Here is a 21161-nt window from a genome sequence, read left to right on the forward strand (position 1 = left end):
CACCGTCTAGTTGGTCGGCGATGCGGGATTCGCGAATTGTGGTGTCAGCACCAAAGGCGGTCTTGGTTTAGGCGGACGCGGCGCGGGGCCGGGCGCGGGACGCACTTCGATCGGCGGCGGTAGCGGCGCGAGCTGCTGACTCACAACAGGCGCATTGGTGCCCGGCAGCGTACTTGTAACGGGCGGGGCAATTGGACGCGGCGCAATCAATGGCGCACTGGTTCTTGGCTTCGGCAGCGGCGGCCGGCGCAGATCGGGCAGCGGCGCCTCGGAAGCGGGTTGGCCGGGCAGAAGTGCATTCGGAACCACGCTTGGTACCAAACTCGGCGCCGCGATCGGCGGCTGTGCAGCCGGCGGAATCGAGGCCGGGGTTGCCGGCGGCACCGGTTCGCCGCGCTCGATCGAATCCAGCCGGCGGGTCTCGCGATCGATCGCCCTCACCGCCAGCCATGACGACAGCGCCGCGACATCGACCGTGCGATCCAGCGCATCGGGCGAGCCGGCCGCGAAGATCTGGATTTCCGGGCGGCTGCTCACTTGTCCGATCGCCGCCGAGGCAATGGTCGCGCGAATATCGGCTTGATCCGCCGGGATATCGTAGCCGCCGGACACGACGGCGCGGGCGACATCGGAATCGAGCGTGGTGGGACCGACACGAAGCCGGCCGTCACGGATCGTGAACGGAATTTGCGCCGACGCGACCAGCAGCGCGCCGCCGGTAAGCACCGGATCGACGATCTCGCGCAGCCTTGTATCGCTGGTGGCCTGCCCGGCATCGCTGGCGCGGATCGCCACATCGAAGGCATGGGGATCGAGACCGCGGATCGCCGCCGACTCAAGCGTCATGGTGCCGCTGCCGGACATCGCCCCCGTCAGCGCCGACGCGCTTCGGCCCTGGCTCGCCAGCGTCATTTGCATCGAGGCGCGCCCTGCCGGCATTTTCAGCGCGCGATAATGCAAGGCCGTGCCATCGACTCCGCTGAATTGAAGCCGCGCATTGAGCGCGATGCCATTCGCGGTCTGCCGGGCGTCGATGCTGGCAGTGGCCTGACCGCCGCCGATACCGCCCTTGAGAGCGTCGAGCGTCAACGATTGACCGTCGCTTCTGACCGTCCCGCTGAACGGACGCAACTCACTGCCATCGAACAATTGACCACGCAGCGCCTGAAACGCGATCCGGCCGCGCCAGCCTTTTACCAGCCCCGATCCGAACGGCTCGGCCGCGTCGCGCCCGCGCGAACCGATTGCGAGCGAGAAGGCGGGCGCGAGATCAATCGCGTCGAGACCGATTTCGCCATCGACATTGCGTTCGTCGTCCAGCGTCAGCGACACCCGCCCGCGCAACCGCGAACCGGCCATCGCGCCGTCCAGATCGTCGAAGGTGAGTTTGCCAGCGAGTAGCGATACCCGCGAGGTCACGCTGATATTCTGCATCAGCCGGTCGGCCGGCTTGAGATCGAACAGCGGCGCGAGATTGATGTTGTGCGCTTTCAGATTGAGCGCGGCCTTGGGCTGTGCGGCCCAGGGCTCGGCGGTGCCTTGCGCTTCGGCGTCGAGGCCCGTGCCCGACAAATTGATCTTCAGCCGCAACGGCGCGCGCCATGCGCCGCTTACCGATCCCTGAAACTGCGTCGGCCCCTCCGCTGCGACCATGCCGCCGAGCCCGAGCAAGGCCAGCAGCGGATTGCCATTGTCCGACGACAGTCTGGATTCGATCGTCACTTCGCTGCGCTGGAGTTTGTCGAGATCGAGCGCGCGCAACGCTGCGGCTTCGGGCTTCGCCGTGATGGTGGCAACGCCTTTCAACTGCGGCGCATCAATATCGAGGGCGGCATGCGCGCTGGTGCGATCGGCGCGTTCGGAATCCTTGTCGAGCGCGAGCGCCAGTTTGAGGCGCGCGGGTCCTTGAGACGATCCCATCGCATTGAGGCGGGTGGCGAGCGCCGGCGCCAGCGGCGCGATCAGTCCGGTGATCTGGCCGAGCGATGCGGCGCTTGAATTCAGCGCCAGTTTTCCGGTCGCAGTGACCCGGTCGAACGCGCCGGCGCCCTCCAGCGTAACGCCGTTGGCTTCGCCGATTTTCAGGCCGTCGAGCGAGATCGCCTTCGGACTGTAGCCGAGCTTGGCCGTGAACGGATGCAAATCCTGGCCGCTCGAGATGGCGTGGCCGATATCGAGCGACAAGCGCACTTCCTCAGGCCATTCGGCCTGCGGGCCGAGCAGCGAACGCACAAAGGCCGTCGAGGCATCGAGATCGAGCCGCTCCGCTTTTAATTCCGCATCGATCCGGGCGCCTCTATCAGCGGCGGGATCCGTGATCGCGATCCGTCCTTCAATGGCGCCGCCATCGATCTCGGCCTTGATGGCATCGATCGCGACACGATCCGCCGATACGTTGACGTCGCCGCGCAGGCGCATCGGTTTCTGGTTGCGATACGTCACCTCGCTACGGCCCTGCAGCCACGCCGCCAGCGTGTCCGGGTCGGAGGAATCGACGCTGAGCGCGCCCAAAAAACGTCTGGATGGGCCGGGCTGCGCGTTGGTGCCGCTCAGCGAAACCCGCGTCGTTCCCGGCGCGCGAAAATCCAGTTGGTTGATGGTCCATGATTTGGCGTCGGTCCGCAGATCGGCGGCGAAGTTCTGCAACGGGCGCCCGCCGAACATGATCTGTTCGGAGCTGAGTTCGATTTGCGTCGCGATCGGCGGCTCCGGGGCGGTCGCAATCAGCGCGCGCAGCGCCGGCAACAACCGGATCGGCTCGGCGGCGGTATTGTCCTTATTATTGTCCTTGGCCGCGAACTTGTCGACATCGAGTTGCTTCGCCGCGAGCACCGCATGCAGCAATGGCGAAGCGCCGAACCTGACGTCGCCGAGCCCGACGAATTTCAGCGACGCGTCATCCGGACCATAGCTGGCCTCAATCTGCTCGAGCCTGGCCGTGGCCGGATCGGCCTTGATCTTGGTCGTGATGCGCCACGGCGTCGGCGCATCATTGTCGCCCTTCTTCGACTTGGGTGCAGCGGGTGCGGCCAGCGTCAATGCGCCCTCAAAACGCGGCGCGCGGGACTCGAAGCTCAGCACGCCCTCGAGATCGGCCGCGAAAGCGCGCAAGGCAGGATCGATATTGAGATGAACCCTGGTGCCGTTGCCGTCGGCGCTTTGGCCGGATGAAACCCGAAACGGATAGCGCGTTCCCGACAGCATGAAATTGCCGTCACCGCGCACCGAGCCGGCCAGCGAGCGCACATCGCCGCTGAAGGCGATGTCGTTGAGTTCGAGCGTGCCGCGGCTTGCGGCATCATGCAGCGCGATGCGGCCGGTCAGGTTCAGGCGATCGATCGCCAGCGTCCCCAGATTGAATTTGCCGGTCGATGCCGGCCAGTCGATCCGCCCTTGCGGATCCAGCCCGAGATCGAGCGCCATGCCGTCGATCGTGAGTTCAGTGGCCCGCCACTCGCCGCGCATCAGCGAGCCCAGACTGAATTCGACGTCGAGCTTGTCGGCGCGCACTTTACCAAGATCGTTGGCGCCGCCGACCACCACCGAGCGCAGCCGCAGCGATGGCGACGGCAACAGCCGCGCGTCCATCTTGCCGGAGACGCGCACCGGCGCACCGATGACCTGCGTGGCCTGCGCCTCGAATTGCGGCCGGAACTGATCCCAGTCGATAAAATACGGCCCGACCAGCGCGGCGACCAGCGCAATGATGAAGGCAATCGCCAATCCGAGCAGCGTCGTCTGCACGGTGTCTCCCCTTGAGCCCGCTCCGGCTCACCTGGCTTGCGCGGCATGGTGCCGTCCATTCCGCGGTGAGCCACCCGCACCACGCAAAAATCAGGACCGGAACCGTCCTATATATAGAGACAAAAATGGCGAAGTCACAGCAACCTCGCGTAACGGCACACCGGAAAGGCCGTCACCAGCTCGCGGGCAGGCGCTTGAGGCCGCGCAGCACGAAGGTCGGACGCCATTCCGGCGTCTGCGCGTCATCGAGCCGCAGGTCCGGCAGACGCCGCAGCAGCGTCCCGATCGCGACCTCTGCCTCGATCCGTGCCAGTTGGGCCCCGAGACAGAAGTGAATACCCCCGCCGAACGACAGCGGACGCACATTCGGCCTGGTGATATCGAGGCGATCCGGCCGGTCGGGATAGACAGCCGGGTCGCGGTTGGCCGAGCCCAGCAGGCAGAGCACGGTTTCGCCCTTGGGGATTTTCTTGCCGCCGAGGTCGTCGATGTCCTCCAGCGCAACCCGCCCGGTCATCTGCACCGAGGAATCATAGCGCAGGAATTCCTCGATCGCGTTGGTGATCAGGGCCGGATTGGCCTTGAGCAGCGCCAGTTGGTCGGGATTGCGATGCAGCGCGAGTAGCCCGTTGCCGATCAGGTTGACAGTGGTCTCGTGACCGGCCCCGAACAGCAGAATGATGTTGCCGGTGAGTTCCTCATTGGAGAGCTTGCTGCCGTCTTCCTCGGCCTGCACCAGTTGCGTGGTCAGGTCGTCGCCGGGGTTTTTACGTCGCAGCTCGAACAACTGCTGGAAATACATCTGGGCCGCGACGTTGCCGGTATTGGCCTCGGCGATTTCCGCCGGCGACAGCGGCACCGGATCGAGCAGCCGACCGCCATTGCGCGAACTGGTGTAAAACACCTCGCGATGCTCGGGGGGAATCCCGAGCATGTCGCAGATGATGGTCACCGGCAGGCGGAACGCGAAATCCTCGATCAGGTCCATATGACCTGATGGCGCGATGCGATCCAGCGTCTCATCGACAATCGCCTGGATGCGCGGGCGCATGTCCTCGACCCGGCGCGCCGTAAAAGCCTTCACCACCAGGCCGCGCAGGCGGGTGTGATCGGGCGGATCCTGCTGCAGCATCCAGTGCCGCATGCTGCGAAACACCGGCTCTTCCATGATCTTCGGCCCGTAGCGCCGCGTGGTCCGCTCGACAAAGTCCTTGCCGAACCGCTTGTCGCGCAAAACCAGACTGACCTCGGCATGCCGGCTGGCCAGAAACGAGCCAAACGGCGTGATGTGCATGGGATCAGTGTTGCGCAGCCGCTCATAGGACGGATAGGGATCGCGAATGAATTCCGGCGCCAGCGGATTGAAAAGCGGCTCGGTCGTCGCAGCCTGAACATGCTCGTTCATGGCGCCCTCCTTGCAAGTCTGCTTCGCTGAAACACGAACGAAATCCACCTGCCGTCGACCACGGCAACGCGGTGAAATGGTGGCTTGTCAGGGATCGCGCTCAAGCTTGCGCCCGGTCCAACCGGCCCGCGACCGCGCGAATCTTGCCGGGCGCCGCCATCCAGATCGACAACCCCGACAATGCGCATACTGCGATACCGATCACGAAGGCCAGCGTATAGCTCCCTGACAGGTCGTGCAGAATACCCGTGATCCAGGGACCAGCGGCGCCCCCGGCGAGCGCCGCCAGCATGATGGTTCCGAAGATGCTGCCGTAATGCTTGCCCTGAAAGATCTCCATCACGACAGCGCCCATCACCGAGGTCACGCCGTAGCCGAGCGCGCCCTGCGCCACCACCATGACGTAGACCAACGTCAGCGTCGGAAACCGTTCGAGCGCGATCAGGGCTGCAAAACAGATCGCAAAGCCGAGACAGCTCGTGGTCCAGATCCATTCGCGCCCGACCCGGTCGGAGACATGTCCCATCAGAATCTGTCCGGGAATCCCGAGCAGGCTGACCGCGCCGAGCGCCCAGACCGCGACATTGGGACTGAAGCCGATGTCGATCAGGTATTTGGTCTGGTGCACTTGCACCGCGTACCAGACATACAAACCGCCGAAATAGCCGATTGCGAGCCACCAGAAGCGCGAGGTCGCGAGCGCGCGCTTCAAGGTCCAGTCGACACCGGCCCATTCGGGATCGATGATATTCGAAACCGGTTTCGGCGAGGATGCCGACGGCGCCGCGTCACCATCCGGCTGCAGCCCGATGTCCTCCGGCCGCATGCGTACCAACAGATTGATCGGCAGCAGCGTGACCAGAACCACCACGCCCATCGCCGTGCAGGCCGTTCGCCACCCGGTTTGCTCGATCATGTGCTGCACCCATGGCAGCAGCGTGATCGAACCGATGCCGACACCCGCGAAGGCAAGCCCCATCGCGAGGCCACGCCGGCGAATGAACCAGTTGGGCAGATACAGCGATTGGCCGGAGTAGCCGAGACAAATGCTACCCGCGCCGACCAATACGCCGATGGTCAAATACAGATGCCATGGCTGCGTCGTCAGCGGCGCCAGCAACAGGCCTCCCGCCATCAGCACGACGCCGAGTTCCATCACCGCGCGCGGACCGAAACGATCCATCATGCGGCCGATCAAGGGACTCATCACGGCCGAAACCAGAAAGCCGAACGAGAAGGCGCCCGCGGTGACGCCGCGCTCCCACCCGAACTCGTTGATAATCGGCGGAAAGAACAGCGAGAATGAGGTGCGCGCGTTGACGCCGATCGCCATGGTGACGAACGTCACCGCGATGATGACCCAGCCGTAAAAGAAAGGGAGTCGCCGCATCAGGAACCTTTTCGCAAGCCGGCGCACCTGGCGCCCGTTACTCGACGACCGGGCGCGGGATTGCCCTGTCCGCACCCGTGATTATTGCCGGAGCACCGGATGGTCATTCAGCACCTCCGCTTTGATCGATGGGGTCTGAATGGCGCGAAACAGGATCCGCGCCGTCCGCAGATCGCTGGCCTTCATGCACAGATCGACGATCTGGCGCACCGAAGCGTCGCGCAACAGACCGTCGGAAATCTTGATGGCGATTTCCATCGCGGCCTTGGCAGCGCGTTCATATCGATCGGCTTCATGGGCGTCCCTCCTGCTGTCTTTGTTTTTATTATTTTTGTTGTTCTTGCTGTTCTTGTTGCTGTTCTTGTCGTCTTGGCGTTCCGCAACGCCGCCGGTTCTTTCCGCGCTATCGGCGGCAGAGCGGCAGATAGCGCGGATGATCTGGGCCGCCTCGATGTCGCCGATCGGTCCCTGGATTTCTTCGTCCCAGACCTCCTTGCGTTTGCTCTTGCTCTTGCCGAACCACCACATCGCCCTGCCCGAAGCCGGTCTGTAAGCCTGTCCGCTGGTATCGCATATCCGGCATATTACCGTCTTGCTTCGGCGGCCGCACGGCGCGCGGCTTCGGCAGCTTCCGGATGGCGCCGATAATAATCGCATTCGCCGGGCTTTGCAGCGCGATCCAGACCTTCCTGCACGGCGGCCTGCCGCAGGCTTTCGTCTTTGGTGTCGACCACCGTCTGCTCGCCGACGTAAGCGAGATAGGACTGGCTGCTGGTGAGCGGAAGAATGCCGGCCTCGCTGGCCAGCACCTTGCAGCCCACCGCGAAATACAAATCCTTGGTGCGATGCAGGAACCGGTCGCGCTTCTCCAGATATTTCGCCTTGATCCTGGCGCGCAGTGATCCCGATGCTGGATCAGCCTGCTGGGCTGCCGCCGGCAGCGACCCCGCGAGCAACGCAATGATAACGAAAGCTATGATGCCTCGAACATGCATAGTCACGATCTCCCCCCTGATGCCGCCGATTGTTTCGCAACCGATGGTATCCCGCAAGACCTATTCGACTGGAGGTGGAAAACATCGATGAAACGGCTGATGCTGTCCGGATTTGCGACAACCTCAGCGCGCGCCGTCAGGTCTATGTAAGTATCAGCCCTATGCGGCCGGCAATATTTTTCCGGGATTGAAAATGTTCTGCGGGTCGAGCGCCGCCTTGACCGCGCGCATCGCATCGAGGGCTTCGGAGCCAAGCTCGGCCTTCAGATATTTCTGCTTGCCCTGCCCGACGCCGTGCTCGCCGGTGCAGGTGCCGCCCATCGCTTGCGCGCGTTCGACCAGCCGGTGCATGAACTCCTCGCTGCGCGCCATCTCGTCGGGATCGTCGACATCGCACAACAGCGAGCAATGAAAATTGCCGTCGCCGACATGGCCGACAATCGGCGCCTGCAGCTTGAGACGCTCGATATCCGCCTCGGTTTCAGTGACGCAATCGGCGAGACGCGAGATCGGCACGCAGACATCGGTCGCCACCACGCCAGAACCGACGCGCAGCGCCTTGACCGCCCAATAGGCGTCATGCCGCGCCTGCCACAGCCTGGTGCGATCTTCCGGCCTTGTGGTCCAGGTGAAATCCCCGCCGCCGCATTCCCCGGCGATCTCGGCGAAATTCTTCGACTGCTCGGCGACATCGTTGGCGCTGCCGTGGAATTCCAGCAGCAACAGCGGCGTCTCCGGCAGCGACAATTTCGAATAGGCGTTGCAGGCGGCAACTTGTTCTGCATTGAGCAGTTCGATCCGTGCGACCGGAATGCCGGTTTGAATGGCAAGGATAGTGGCTTGGCAGGCGCCGCGCACGCTCTCGAATGAACACGCCGCCGCCGCGATGGTTTCGGGAATGCCGCGCAGCTTGATGGTGAGCTCGGTGATGATCCCGAGCGTGCCCTCGGCACCGACAAACAGATGCGTCAGGTCGTACCCAGCGCTGGATTTCTTTGCGCGCGTACCGGTCGTGATGATCTCGCCGTCGCCGCGCACCACTTTGAGCGCCAGCACATTGTCGCGCATGGTGCCGTAGCGCACCGCATTGGTGCCGGACGCGCGGGTCGAGGCCATGCCGCCCAGCGACGCATCTGCGCCGGGATCGATCGGAAAAAACACGCCCTGGTCGCGCAGATATTCGTTCAGCGCCTTGCGGGTGACGCCGGGCTGGATCACGCAATCGAGGTCGTCGGGGTGGACTTCCAGCACCTTGTTCATGTCGCGAAAATCGATGCAGACGCCGCCGGCCGGCGCATTGACCTGGCCCTCCAGCGAGGTGCCGGTGCCGAACGCGATCACGGGAACGCGGTATTTGGCGCAAATCCGCACCACATCCTGGACGTCGGCGGTTTCCTGCGCCATCACCACCGCGTCCGGCGGCTGCGACGGCAGCCAGGTGGTGGTATGGGCGTGCTGGTCGCGCACCGCCTGCGAGGTGATCAGCCGGTTGCCGAACCGCGCGGCGAGCGCTTCGAGCGTGCTCGCCAGCGCCTGCGGTTCCGGACGTTGCGGATTATTGGTGATGGTCGTACCCAAAGCGATATCCTCCCGGCAAAAATACCGTGGCAAAGGATATATTGGGGGTCAAGGGACCATGGCCCTGCGAATGGGGATGAACGATGACGACGCCTGTGACGCCGCTTGTAACGCCGCTCGTTACGCCCCTTGCCGCAGGTGACGACCTGCTCCGGCCCGCGCCGTTCCGCTCGTCGGTGATGCGGATCGAGCCGCAATGGATCGACTATAACGGCCATCTCAACATGGCCTATTACAATGTGATGTTCGACCGGGCGATCGACGAATTATGGCTGCAGCTCGGCATCGGGCCGACCTATATGAAAGCGCGCCAGGGATCGACCTTCACCGCCGAATGCCATGTGCGGTATCTGCGCGAGATCCATCTTGGCGATCCCGTACAAATCTCGATCCTGCTGGTCGGCGCGGACGAAAAGCGGCTGCATACGTTCGAGGAATTGCGCCATGCCGATGAAGGCTGGCTATCGGCCACATCGGAAAACATGACCCTTCATATCGACATGGCGGCGCGCAAGACCGCGCCGTTTCCGCCCGATATTCGCGCCCGCGTCGAGGCGGTGGCGAAGGCGCATGGCGCCGTGGCGCGGCCCGAGGGCATCGGGCGAAAGATCGCGATGCCCTCGAAATAATCCTTCAGCATCAGGCCCGGCTACGTCCGCGCGCGAGGCCGACCACGGCCGAGATCAAGAACAGCACCACGGCAATGAAAAAGATCGCCTTGGCGATTTCGATGGATGCGCCGGCGATACCGCCAAAGCCCAGAATACCTGCAATCAACGCCACAATCAGGAACGTAACGACCCAGCTCAACATGACCGAACCTCTGTTTGTATCTTCGCCTTGTATTCGCGGCCGAGAACGCCGCTTCCCTGGAAATAAGCCTGCGCGGGAACAAATGTTCCCGCCTGTTCCAAGGCCGGAAACCACGAAAAATTGCTGATTCAACGGGAACAAATCAGGGTGCGCCCGAGCCTGGCAGCCCAAATCGCGGCGTCAGTCGTGACGGGATAACTCCTGTCAAATCGGCCATCGAAGCCCTATATGCCCTTCAATCCTGCTATGAAGGCTCCCCTTCAGGGCCCCACGGTGCCATCGTGGGCGCAAGACGATTCGCATATGACCGAGCCGAACAAACTGACCCATCACGGCGTCCCCGACCACCAGCCTGCCGCTGGCGGCATTGCCGCGCGTGCGCGGGCGGCCGCGACCCCGCAATATCTGACCGGGCTCAACCCGGAACAGCGCGAGGCGGTCGAGACCCTGGATGGGCCTGTATTGGTGCTGGCCGGCGCCGGTACCGGCAAGACCCGCGTGCTGACCTCACGCATCGCCCATATATTGAGCCAGGGCCGCGCCCGCCCCGGCGAGATTCTCTCGGTCACCTTCACCAACAAGGCTGCGCGCGAGATGAAGCTGCGGCTCGGCCACATGCTCGGCCAGGCCGTCGAGGGCATGCCGTGGCTCGGCACGTTTCATTCCATCGGCGGACGCATCCTGCGCACCCATGCCGAACTGGTGCAGTTGAAGTCCAATTTCACCGTGCTCGATGTCGACGACCAGATCCGGCTGCTGAAACAGCTTCTGGCCGCCGACAATATCGACGACAAGCGCTGGCCGGCGCGGATGCTGGCCGGCCTGATCGACGGCTGGAAGAACCGCGGCCTGACGCCCTCGCAGGTGCCGCCGGGCGAAGCCGCCGTGTTCGGCAATGGCCGCGGCGGCAAGCTCTATACGCTCTATCAGGAGCGGCTGAAGATCCTCAACGCGGCCGATTTCGGCGATCTGCTGCTGGAAAACATCCGGCTGTTTCGCGAACATCCCGACGTGCTGCGGCAATATCAGCATCGCTTCAAGTTCATTCTGGTGGACGAATATCAGGACACCAACGTCGCCCAGTATCTGTGGCTGCGGCTGTTGTCGCAGGCCCCGGCGGCCAAGCCGGGCGCGCCGCTATCGGCGATTATTCCGGGGTATGTTTCATCCCCCGTCATTCCGGGGCACGCCGAAGGCGTGAGCTACGATGTGCAATCGCACATCGGAGAATCTAGAGGTAACGTGGACTCCGCTCGAGATTCCGGGTCTGGTCCTTCGGACCATCCCGGAATGACGGCGCAAGCTTCCGCCCCCAAAAACATCTGCTGCGTCGGCGACGACGATCAGTCGATTTACGGCTGGCGCGGAGCCGAAGTCGACAACATCCTGCGCTTCGATCACGACTTTCCCGGCGCCAAGGTCATCCGGCTTGAGCGCAACTACCGCTCCACCGGCCACATCCTCGCCGCTGCGTCGCATCTGATTGCGCATAATGAAAGCCGGCTCGGCAAGACCCTGCGTACCGAGGATGTCGACGGCGAAAAGGTCACCGTCACCGGCTCCTGGGACTCCGAAGAAGAAGCCCGCGCCATCGGCGAGGAGATCGAGGAGCTGCAGCGCGCCGGCAACAAGCTCAACGATATTGCGATCCTGGTGCGGGCCTCGTTCCAGATGCGCGAATTCGAAGATCGCTTCGTCACGCTTGGTCTTTCCTATCGCGTGATCGGCGGTCCCAGATTCTACGAGCGCGCCGAAATCCGCGATGCGCTGGCCTATTTGCGCGTGATCAACTCAGCGGCCGACGATCTTGCGTTCGAGCGTATCGTCAACGTGCCGAAGCGCGGCCTCGGCGACGCTACCGTGCAGATGCTGCACGACCATGCCCGCAAGCGCCGGATTCCGCTGTATGAGGCCGCCCGCGCCGTGGTCGAGACCGACGAGCTGAAACCGAAAGCGCGCGGCAGCCTGCGCGATCTGATTGCCAGTTTCGAGCGCTGGCGGGTTCAGCGCGATGTGGTGTCGCATACCGAGCTCGCCGAAATCGTGCTCGACGAGAGCGGCTATACCGAGATGTGGCAGAAGGACCGTTCCGCCGACGCCGCCGGACGGCTCGATAACCTCAAGGAACTGGTGCGTTCGATGGAGGAGTTCGAGAACCTGCAAGGTTTCCTCGAACACATCTCGCTGGTGATGGACCGCGACGGCGGCTCCGACGACGACGCGGTGTCGTTGATGACGCTGCATTCGGCCAAGGGACTTGAGTTCGACAACGTATTCCTGCCCGGCTGGGAGGAAGGCCTGTTTCCGAGCCAGCGCACGCTCGACGAACAGGGCCGCGCCGGCCTCGAGGAAGAGCGGCGCCTCGCCCATGTCGGCCTCACGCGCGCGCGCCGCCGCGCCAAACTCTATTTTGCCACCAACCGGCGCATTCACGGCACCTGGTCGACCACCATCCCCTCGCGCTTTCTCGACGAATTGCCGGCGCACAATGTCGAAATCACCGAATCAAAGGGCGGCTCCGGCTGGGGCGGCGCCAGCGGCTACGGCCCGTCACGCTTCGACAATGTGGAATCCTTCGGCTCCAGCTATACGACGCCGGGCTGGCAGCGCGCGCAGGCCAACCGTGCGCGCAACCAGAGCGGACGCAATGGACAGGCCGGCGGCGGCTTCAACGAAAGCCAGTCGCCGTTTTCGAATTCGCGCAATGACTCATCCTCGCGCACCAAGCGCGCGCCGATGACCATCGAAGGCGAGCTGATCGCGAAATCCACCGGCACGGTGTCGGAATTCTCGCTCGACGACCGCGTGTTCCACCAGAAATTCGGCTACGGCAACGTCGTCAAGATCGACGGCAACAAACTCACCATCGCGTTCGAGAAGGCCGGCGAGAAGAAGGTGGTCGATAGTTTTGTGGAGCGGGTGTAGGGCTTCTGCGGTAACCGCTCGCTTTCCGTCATAGCCGGGCGTAGCTGGAAATCTCTCGGAAGCCCCTCTACTTCTCCCAAACCTGCTTGGAATATGGCAATTTCCCCGGTCCTTTTCTTCTGTTTCCTCAGGCTTTTCTTGCATTTTTCTCGCACGCGCCTGGTTTTTGCCAGGCCTTGCGGGGAGCGCGCCGCCGATGCGAGCTGCGACGGAAGATTAACGAAATGCATCGCATTTGAGCGAATTTTTAGAAGCAATACTTCTGCGGAACCTTTACGGAAAAATTGCGTGTGCGTGCCTATGATGCACGTGAATTTCGCTGCCGCGCGTTTTTGCGCGGGCTTTAAGGTCTGTTAAAATGACTGAACAAAAATCGTTTCTTCGGGATCTCGACGAAGCCGTCCAGCGGGGAACCGCTGAAAGCCGCGCGCGGGCGCTGTGGCACACCACCGATCTGATGATCACCGGCCGCTATAGCGAGGACGAGATCTGGACCTTCGGCGAGGTCATCGGACGCCTCGCCGACGAGATTGAAGTCGCGGCCCGCGCCCAGCTCGCCAAGCAACTGGCGCGGTTCGACCAGGCCCCGGTCAATATCATCCACAAACTCGCCTTTGACGATTCGATCGAGGTAGCCGGTCCGATCCTGCGCGATTCCGTGCGGCTCGAGCCCTATGCCCTGGTGGCCAATGTCTGCACCAAGGACCAGTCGCATATGCTGGCGATCACCCAGCGCAAATCGCTCGACGAGTCCGTCACCGACGTGCTGGTGACGCGCGGCGACCAGGAGGTCGTGAAATCGGTTGCGAAAAATGACGGTGCGCGGTTTTCGGATTTCGGCTTTCTCCACATGATCCAGCGCGCCGAAGGCGATTCCATTCTCGCCGAGCAACTCGGTCTGCGCAAAGACATTCCGCGGCACGTGTTCCAGCAATTGATCGCCAAGGCCTCGGACGACGTGCGAAAGCGGCTCGAACGCGAGCGTCCCTCGATGGTCGGCGACATCCAGACCTCGGTGACCGATGTCGCCGGCGAGCTTCAATCCAAATTCGGCCCGGTGTCGCGCAGCTACTTCGTCGCCAAGCGCGTGGTGATGACGCAGCACAAGCAGGGCAATCTGAACGAGACCAGCATTTCCGGCTATGCGCGTTTCCACAAGCTCGAGGAAGTCACCATCGGACTGTCGCTGCTGTGCGCGTTGCCGGTCGACGTGATCGAGCGCGCCGTGCTGGACAAGAACCGCGAGATGCTGCTGATCCTGGCCAAGGCGCTGGATTTTTCATGGGCAACGACCATGTCGCTGCTTTTTCTCGGGGCCAAGGATCATCGCATCACCGCGAAAGACCTGAAGGACACAGAAGCCGAATACGGCCGTCTCAATGTCGCGACCTCGCGCAGCGTGCTGAAATTCTACCAAACGCGCAAGACCGGCGGAGGCACCGAGTCCGAAGTGAAGCGCCAGCCTGCGCTCGCCGTGCACTAAGTTCCTGAAACCGGCGCCGGGACATCCGCCATGAACAACTTCGTAATCGGCAAGGCTGGGCGTGCTTCCAGCGAGCCGGCGGCCGACCAGCCGCTGGATGCGGCCTGGATGGTGCTCGAAGCCGCAAACGATCTCGGCGATCACCAGACCGTCGAAGTTTGCCGGCGGGTTATCGATGCGAGCCTCAACGGCCGGCCCGCCTCGCCGTTCGACCTGCACATCATCGTCGAATATTTCAGTTAAAGCGCGGCGACACAGGCGAATTGGTTCCTGCCCGACAAGCGGGATCTCCGGCAAATCCCACTTTTAGGATCTCCGCCTGACCTCGCACCGGCGCTTGCAGGATGGTTAAGGCGTGCTTATCTGTAGTTACCCGCCCCTGCGCAGGCCCGAGCGCCGCGTTATCTTATCCCCGTATTGAAATCAGGCCGTCGCATCGACCATGCCATCGATCATATCCGTTTCAAATCTGTCGAAGACCTATGGCTCCGGCTTTACGGCGCTGAAAAACATCAATCTCGAGATCCAGCGCGGCGAGATTTTTGCGCTGCTGGGACCGAACGGGGCCGGCAAGACCACGCTGATCAGCATCATCTGCGGGATCGCCAACCTCAGCGAAGGCCGCGTTACCGTCGACGGCCATAATATCAGTACGGATTACCGCGCCGCGCGCTCCCTGATCGGTCTGGTGCCGCAGGAATTGCACACCGATGCGTTCGAATCGGTATGGGGAACCGTCAGCTTCAGCCGCGGCCTGTTCGGCAAGCCGAAAAACCCCGCCCATATCGAAAAGGTGCTGAAGGACCTTTCGCTGTGGGACAAGAAGGATTCCAAGATCGTCACATTGTCCGGCGGCATGAAGCGCCGGGTGATGATCGCCAAGGCGCTGTCGCACGAGCCGCAGATCCTGTTTCTCGATGAACCCACCGCCGGCGTCGACGTCGAATTGCGCAAGGGCATGTGGGAAGTGGTGCGCACGCTGCAGGCGGCGGGCGTCACCATCATCCTGACGACGCATTACATCGAAGAGGCCGAGGAGATGGCCGACCGGGTCGGCGTCATCAACAAGGGCGAGATTGTCCTGGTCGAGGACAAGGCGAACCTGATGCAGAAGCTCGGCAAGAAACACCTGAAGCTGCATCTGCAAGGCAAGATCGATAAAATTCCGCCCGAGCTTGCGGCCTACAATCTCGAACTGTCCGATCAGGGCAATGAGTTGACCTACAATTACGACACCAAGGGCGAACGCACCGGCATCACCAGTCTTCTGGGCGATGTCCGCAACGCCGGCATCCGGTTCTATGATCTCGACACCAGCCAGAGTTCGCTGGAAGACATCTTCGTCAGCCTGGTGAGGGCGCCATGAATTACCGGGCTGTCGGCGCAATCTACAAGTTCGAAATGGCGCGCACCTGGCGCACGCTGCTGCAAAGCATCGTTTCGCCCGTGGTTTCGACCTCGCTGTATTTCGTGGTGTTTGGTGCTGCGATCGGCTCGCGCATCACCTCGGTCGAAGGCGTCAGCTACGGCACCTTCATCGTGCCGGGGCTGGTGATGCTGTCGGTGCTGACGCAGAGCATCGCCAACGCCTCGTTCGGCATCTATTTTCCGAAATTCGTCGGCACGATCTACGAATTGCTGTCGGCGCCGGTCTCCTATTTCGAGATCGTGCTCGGCTATGTCGGCGCCGCCGCGACCAAATCGATCGTCCTTGGCCTGATCATCCTCGCCACCGCCGGCCTGTTCGTGCCGCTGCAAATCCATCATCCGGTGTGGATGCTGACATTCCTGGTGCTCACGGCCGTGACCTTCAGCCTGTTCGGCTTCATCATCGGCATCTGGGCCGACGGTTTCGAAAAGCTGCAGATGATCCCGATGCTGGTGGTGACGCCGCTGACCTTTCTCGGCGGCAGCTTCTACTCGGTGAATATGCTGCCGTCGGGCTGGCGCACCCTGACGCTGCTCAATCCGGTGGTCTACCTGATCAGCGGTTTCCGCTGGAGCTTCTATGAAATCGCCGACGTCAGCGTCGGCCTCAGCATCGCCATCACGCTGTCGTTTCTCGCGCTATGCATGATCGCGGTGTGGTGGATCTTCAAGACCGGCTACCGGCTGAAGAATTGACGCGCGCAAGCGCGTGGGCGGGTAACCGTCATTCCGGGCCGATGCGAAGCATCGAACCCGGAATGACGACAAGATATCACCGATAGCAGCGGAAGTGGCCGTAGCGGTTGTAATAGCCGCGACAGCGGTAACCACCGCGATAGGGAATGCCCAGAATGCCATCTACCGCGCCGACCGCGCCGCCGACGCCGGCGCCGACTGCGCTACCAACCACGCCGCCGACCGGTCCGGCAATCCGGTTACCTTCATAACCACCCTGCTCCGCGCCACGGACGATGCCCTGCGCGTGGCCGGCATGAGGGACCGCAAGCAGCGCGAGCGCCAAGGCCGCACCGGCAAGATAAAGCCGCGCCGGAGAAGGTGCCGGCAGCGAGGCTACTTTAGTCCCAGTGGTCTTCATCTTGTTCATCTCAATTCCTTGGTGATGGGTCGTATGACACGACAGGATGGATATGTATAACGCCGGTGTGACAAAAAGGTTGCCTCCTCCCTGACGCATTCGCAATCAGATGAACGGCTGATCTGACGGAAAATTAACGCCCGCGCCAGATTCAGCCCCCGCTCGGCCATGTTTGCGCCCGCCTCCACATTAACGATGGACCGACGCCCCACTGGTACCAGAGCTGCATTTCAGGCATATTCCATGTGGGGACGGAGAGCGCGGCGGCGTTAATATTCAAGGCCTGGAGGCCCAGGTAACTTGTTAAGTAACTTGGAGGACAAAGTAAAATGCGTTCCTTCCTCATTGCCGTTACAAGCCTGCTGCTATTCGCCACCGGCACCGCGCAGGCCAAAGTCGCCATCACCGTCGACAAGGATGCGCAGATGCTGACCGTCGCGGTTGACGGCGTCGCACGCTACCAGTGGCCGGTCTCGACCGGCAATCCCTCGCATGAGACGCCGAACGGTTCGTTTCGCACCTTCCGCATGGAGGCAGATCATTACTCCAAGGAATTCGACGACGCGCCGATGCCGCACTCGATCTTCTTCACCAAGGCCGGCCACGCCATTCATGGCACCGAATCCGAAGGCCGGCTCGGTACGCCGGTTTCTCACGGCTGCGTGCGGCTTTCACGCGCCAACGCCACCACGCTCTATGCGCTGGTGCAGGAACAAGGCGTGCTCAACACCACCGTGACGCTGACCGGCTCTTCGCAGGTCGCGCTGGCGCGCAATCCCCAGAGAACCCGTCCCGCTGCCGTCGCGCGCCGCGATCCAACCCAACTGGACTTAACTCGACAGGATTCTGCCCAGCAATACCAATCACCATATGATGCGAACGGCGGTGCCGTCGCGTTGGCGCCGCAGCCGCGCCAGATCGTGCCGCAGGCGCAGGCCACGCGGCCTCAAGTCGATGACGGCTATATCTATCCGGCCGACGGCAGCTCGAGCGACGCGCGTTATCCGGCACCACGCAGCAGCCGGCGCGTCTATGACGCGCAGGTCTACCAGCAGCAGCAATATTACGATAACCGCGGTTACTATCAGCAGCCGCAATATGCCCCGCAGGTCTATGCGCCCAGACCGTATTATCAGCGCGGGTATGACTAGCGGGACGCCTACTTTCTGTTCTGCGCGCCGGTCCCTCCGGGTTCGGCGCGTTCTTTATCTGCTAAACCTCGTTGGTGATCATGGCGGCCATCCGCACCTTCGCAATCGCTGCCGCGCTTTGGTGTTCGATAAGCGGGGGCGTTATGGCGTTCGACCTTGAAGCCCATCGCGGCGGACGCGCGCTGTTTCCCGAGAATACGCTGTCATCGTTTGCCAACGCGCTGACGATGGGCGTGAATACGCTGGAGCTCGATATCGGCGTTACCAGCGATCAGGCGATCGTCGTCTCCCATGAACGCGGGCTCAACCCCGACCTCGCCCGTGGCCCCGACGGCGCCTATGTCGCGCCGCCCGGAATTCCCTTTGTCCAGTTGCGGCTGGAAGACGTCAAAAAATACGACGTTGGGCAAATTCGCCCCGATAGCACCTATGCCAGGCAATTCCCCGATCAGCATGCGGTGCCGGGGACGCGGATACCGACGTTGAAGGAACTCTTCGCCCTCGTGCGCAAATCCGGCAACCGCGATGTGCGCTTCAACATCGAGACCAAGATCGACCCCAACCACCCGCAGGAATCGCCGGACCCGGAGCGCTTCGTCACGTTGTTGCTGGATCTGCTGCAGGCCGAGAAATTCACCGACCGCGTCATGGTGCAATCGTTCGACTGGCGCACGCTGCAGTTAGTCCAGAAGATGAATCCGGCGATACCGACGGTTTACCTGACCCTGCAATCGGGAAAGGGCGCAACAGTATTTCTGGACAAGGCTTCGAACTGGACCGCGGGTTTTAACCCGGTCGACCACGGCGGCTCGCTGCCGCGCGCGATCAAGTCCGCAGGCGGCGCGATCTGGTCGCCCTATTTCGGCGACGTCACCCCCGCGCTGATCTCCGAATCCCACGGCCTCGGCATCCCGGTGGTGGTGTGGACGGTGAACAAGCCGGCCGATATCGCGCGCATGATCGACATGGGCGTGGACGGTGTTATCTCGGATCATCCTGATGTTCTGCGCCAGATCGCCGGCGACAAGGGCCTCGCCTTGCCGGTGGGATCGCCGGTCACGCCTTAGATGACCCGGGACCGGCGCAAGGAAGCATGCTAAAATTCCCGGTCCGTTGGATCATTCGTAGCTTGGCGGCCCTATGTCCACATCAGACGGCTTGAACGCCGACACATCTGCGCGGCGACGCAAGGGCGGCTCGCCGTTTCTGGTTCTGGCCGCCGGATTGCTGCTGTTCGCCGCCGTCGCCGCCACGGTGTTCCTGGTGACGCGGCCAACCACGCTGCGTATTGCGGTGGGCCCGTCCGGCAGCGCCGACCAGAATGTGATTCAGGCGCTGTCCGAAATCTTTGCCCGTGAGTCGCGGTCGGTGCGGCTTACGCTGATTACGACTGCCGGCCCGGTCGAAAGCATCGAGCTGCTGCGCGGCAAGAAAACCGATCTGGCGGTCGTTCGCGCCGATGAAGACCTGCCCAACGGCACCGAGACGGTCGCGATCCTGCGCAAGAACGTGGTGGTGCTGTGGTCGGCCCCGGCTCCTCCTCCCGCGTCAACTTCTTCCACATCTGCGCGCAAGCCACCGAAGAAAGACGCCAAGCCGAAGGTCAAGAGCATCGACGATCTCGAAGGCCATCGTGTCGGCGTGATCGGCCGGACGCCGGTCAATATCACCCTGCTGCGCGTCATCCTGACCGAATCCGGCATCAACCCCGACAAGGTCGCGGTCAGCCAGTTCAGCACCAGCCAGGTCGCCGAGATGGTCCGCGATCCCACCATCGATGCGTTCATGACGGTCGGCCCGCTCGACAGCAAGATCACCGCGGACGCCATCAGCGCAACCGCGCGCGCCAGGGGCGAACCGACGTTCCTGCCGATCGAGGTTTCCGAGACCATCGAACACAAGCACCCGCTGTATGAGTCCGAGGAAATCCCCGGCAGCGTTTTCAGCTCGTCACCGGCGAGACCCGATGACAAGATCGACACGGTCGGCGTCAATCACCTGATCGTTGCACCCAAATCACTCTCCGAAACCGAGGTCGGCGCCTTTATCCGCGCGCTGTTTACGGTCCGGCCTTCGCTGATCCGCGAGGATCCGAACGCCGCCAAGATCCAGAAACCGGATACCGACAAGGATGCTGCGCTGCCGGCCCATCCGGGCGCGGCGGCTTACATCGACGGCACCGAGCGGACGTTCCTCGATAAATACAGCGACTATTTCTGGGGCGCGATCCTGGTTTTCTCCGCGCTCGGATCCCTCGGTGCCTGGATGCGGCATTATCTCAAGCGGGACGAACGCCTGCTGACGACGGAGCACCGCGACAGGTTGTTGGCCGCGATCACGCAGGTTCGTAAAATGGACACGATCGAGGAACTCGATGCCGCGCAGCATGAGGCCGATGAGCTGCTGCGCGAAACGCTGGAATGCTACGACGACGGCGCGATCGAGGAAGGTGATTTGTCCGCCTACGGACTCGTGCTCGAACAATTCCGTCACGCCATGATCGACCGCCGCGCGGCGATCAACGCCGCCGCGGGCGTTCCGCGAATGCGGGCGAGCTAGGTTAGCGCTGGAGCGGAATCAGTCGAATTAGCTTCGGTGGCCGCAGCTTCACTTACCTCTCCCGCTTGCGGGGGAGGTCGACGCGCTCGCAGAGCGCGGCGGGTGGGGGAAAGTCTATCCTCCGCACCAGCGCGATCTGTGGTTCAACCGGGATGATTGTCGACATTTTGAACCGGCATGATCCCCGACAGTTTGGGTTTAGCGGGCTCTTCACCCGGTTCGTGGAGCCCCTCACGCGGCGGAGCGAACCGGGTGAAGAGCCCGCGACGGTCGATAAGACCGATATCCAGGTCGCAGAATCGCACGACGTAGTCGCCGGTGTTGAGTTCAGCAACGCCCACGAGTTCATCCACCAGCGTCTCGCCGATGAAGACAAACTCGCCCTTCCATTTGATCTCGCCGTTGCTGCGGACGCGCCGGACCTCGTGATCGGCATCATACCAGGGGTCTTCTGCTCGAGGCGGCATAGCGCGCGGGGACTGGGTATAGGCCTCCGCCGGCGGCCGTTGGCCAAGCGCTTCGTGCGGGCGCTCCTGATTGTAATGGCGGCGGAAGTCGTCGAAGCGAGCCTGCTGCTCGGGCGCGTTGTTGGCT

The 21161-nt window shown here is 62.7% G+C and carries 18 protein-coding genes; 9 read left to right on the top strand and 9 right to left on the bottom strand.

Annotation, left to right across the window (positions count from 1 at the left end; translation table 11 throughout):
• Positions 1–6: 6 nt before the first annotated feature.
• The 6 genes from HB676_RS16520 to HB676_RS16545 form a co-directional block, all read right to left on the bottom strand.
• A complete protein-coding gene (locus HB676_RS16520) occupies positions 7–3744 on the bottom strand; it encodes an AsmA-like C-terminal region-containing protein (protein ID WP_213738893.1) in 3738 nt (1245 codons plus the stop codon).
• 172 nt (positions 3745–3916) lie between these two features.
• Positions 3917–5149, bottom strand: a complete 1233-nt coding sequence (locus HB676_RS16525) for a cytochrome P450 (RefSeq protein WP_213738894.1) — start codon at positions 5147–5149, stop codon at positions 3917–3919.
• Between the two features lie 100 nt (positions 5150–5249).
• Positions 5250–6539 (bottom strand): MFS transporter, encoded by a 1290-nt coding sequence (locus tag HB676_RS16530; RefSeq protein ID WP_213738895.1) that lies wholly within the window; start codon positions 6537–6539, stop codon positions 5250–5252.
• Between the two features lie 81 nt (positions 6540–6620).
• The gene (locus HB676_RS16535) at positions 6621–7067 is read right to left on the bottom strand and encodes a hypothetical protein (protein ID WP_213738896.1); all 447 of its coding nucleotides are present in this window, start codon (positions 7065–7067) and stop codon (positions 6621–6623) included.
• Positions 7068–7123: 56 nt separating this feature from the next.
• Positions 7124–7540, bottom strand: a complete 417-nt coding sequence (locus tag HB676_RS16540; protein ID WP_213738897.1) for a hypothetical protein — start codon at positions 7538–7540, stop codon at positions 7124–7126.
• Between the two features lie 153 nt (positions 7541–7693).
• Positions 7694–9112, bottom strand: a complete 1419-nt coding sequence (locus HB676_RS16545; protein ID WP_213738898.1) for an FAD-linked oxidase C-terminal domain-containing protein — start codon at positions 9110–9112, stop codon at positions 7694–7696.
• Between the two features lie 179 nt (positions 9113–9291).
• Between HB676_RS16545 and HB676_RS16550 the strand changes: the two genes are divergently transcribed.
• Positions 9292–9741 carry a thioesterase family protein gene (locus HB676_RS16550; RefSeq protein WP_249780292.1) on the top strand — a complete coding sequence of 150 codons (450 nt, stop codon included), beginning with the start codon at positions 9292–9294 and terminating at the stop codon, positions 9739–9741.
• A gap of 10 nt (positions 9742–9751) precedes the next feature.
• Here HB676_RS16550 and HB676_RS16555 read toward each other — a convergent pair whose 3' ends face one another.
• Positions 9752–9925, bottom strand: coding sequence for a DUF1328 domain-containing protein (locus HB676_RS16555; protein WP_213738900.1), 174 nt, complete (start codon positions 9923–9925; stop codon positions 9752–9754).
• 303 nt (positions 9926–10228) lie between these two features.
• Between HB676_RS16555 and HB676_RS16560 the strand changes: the two genes are divergently transcribed.
• The 5 genes from HB676_RS16560 (at position 10229) to HB676_RS16580 (ending at position 16457) form a co-directional block, all read left to right on the top strand.
• The gene (locus HB676_RS16560; protein ID WP_213738901.1) at positions 10229–12850 is read left to right on the top strand and encodes a UvrD-helicase domain-containing protein; all 2622 of its coding nucleotides are present in this window, start codon (positions 10229–10231) and stop codon (positions 12848–12850) included.
• Between the two features lie 358 nt (positions 12851–13208).
• On the top strand, positions 13209–14333 hold the full coding sequence (locus HB676_RS16565) for a DUF2336 domain-containing protein (protein ID WP_213738902.1): 1125 nt from the start codon (positions 13209–13211) through the stop codon (positions 14331–14333).
• A gap of 30 nt (positions 14334–14363) precedes the next feature.
• Positions 14364–14576 (top strand): hypothetical protein, encoded by a 213-nt coding sequence (locus tag HB676_RS16570; protein ID WP_213738903.1) that lies wholly within the window; start codon positions 14364–14366, stop codon positions 14574–14576.
• Positions 14577–14775: 199 nt separating this feature from the next.
• Positions 14776–15699, top strand: a complete 924-nt coding sequence (locus tag HB676_RS16575; protein ID WP_213738904.1) for an ABC transporter ATP-binding protein — start codon at positions 14776–14778, stop codon at positions 15697–15699.
• Positions 15696–16457, top strand: coding sequence for an ABC transporter permease (locus tag HB676_RS16580; RefSeq protein WP_213738905.1), 762 nt, complete (start codon positions 15696–15698; stop codon positions 16455–16457). Before HB676_RS16575 ends, HB676_RS16580 begins: the two co-directional genes overlap by 4 nt.
• 76 nt (positions 16458–16533) lie before the next feature.
• Here HB676_RS16580 and HB676_RS16585 read toward each other — a convergent pair whose 3' ends face one another.
• Complete coding sequence (locus HB676_RS16585) at positions 16534–16857, bottom strand: hypothetical protein (RefSeq protein ID WP_213738926.1); 324 nt, start codon at positions 16855–16857, stop codon at positions 16534–16536.
• A gap of 329 nt (positions 16858–17186) precedes the next feature.
• Between HB676_RS16585 and HB676_RS16590 the strand changes: the two genes are divergently transcribed.
• The 3 genes from HB676_RS16590 (at position 17187) to HB676_RS16600 (ending at position 20567) form a co-directional block, all read left to right on the top strand.
• A complete protein-coding gene (locus tag HB676_RS16590; protein ID WP_213738906.1) occupies positions 17187–18008 on the top strand; it encodes a L,D-transpeptidase family protein in 822 nt (273 codons plus the stop codon).
• A gap of 143 nt (positions 18009–18151) precedes the next feature.
• Positions 18152–19075 (top strand): glycerophosphodiester phosphodiesterase, encoded by a 924-nt coding sequence (locus HB676_RS16595; RefSeq protein WP_213738907.1) that lies wholly within the window; start codon positions 18152–18154, stop codon positions 19073–19075.
• Positions 19076–19148: 73 nt separating this feature from the next.
• Entirely contained in the window at positions 19149–20567 is a 1419-nt protein-coding gene (locus HB676_RS16600; RefSeq protein ID WP_213738908.1) for a TAXI family TRAP transporter solute-binding subunit, read from the top strand.
• A gap of 143 nt (positions 20568–20710) precedes the next feature.
• On the opposite strand, the gene HB676_RS16605 is transcribed toward HB676_RS16600, so the two are convergent.
• Positions 20711–21161 (bottom strand): integrase core domain-containing protein (locus tag HB676_RS16605; RefSeq protein WP_213738909.1); only part of this gene is annotated, 451 nt, incomplete at its 5' end.

The sequence above is a fragment of the Bradyrhizobium sp. dw_411 genome (assembly GCF_018449695.1).
Lineage (GTDB): Bacteria > Pseudomonadota > Alphaproteobacteria > Rhizobiales > Xanthobacteraceae > Bradyrhizobium.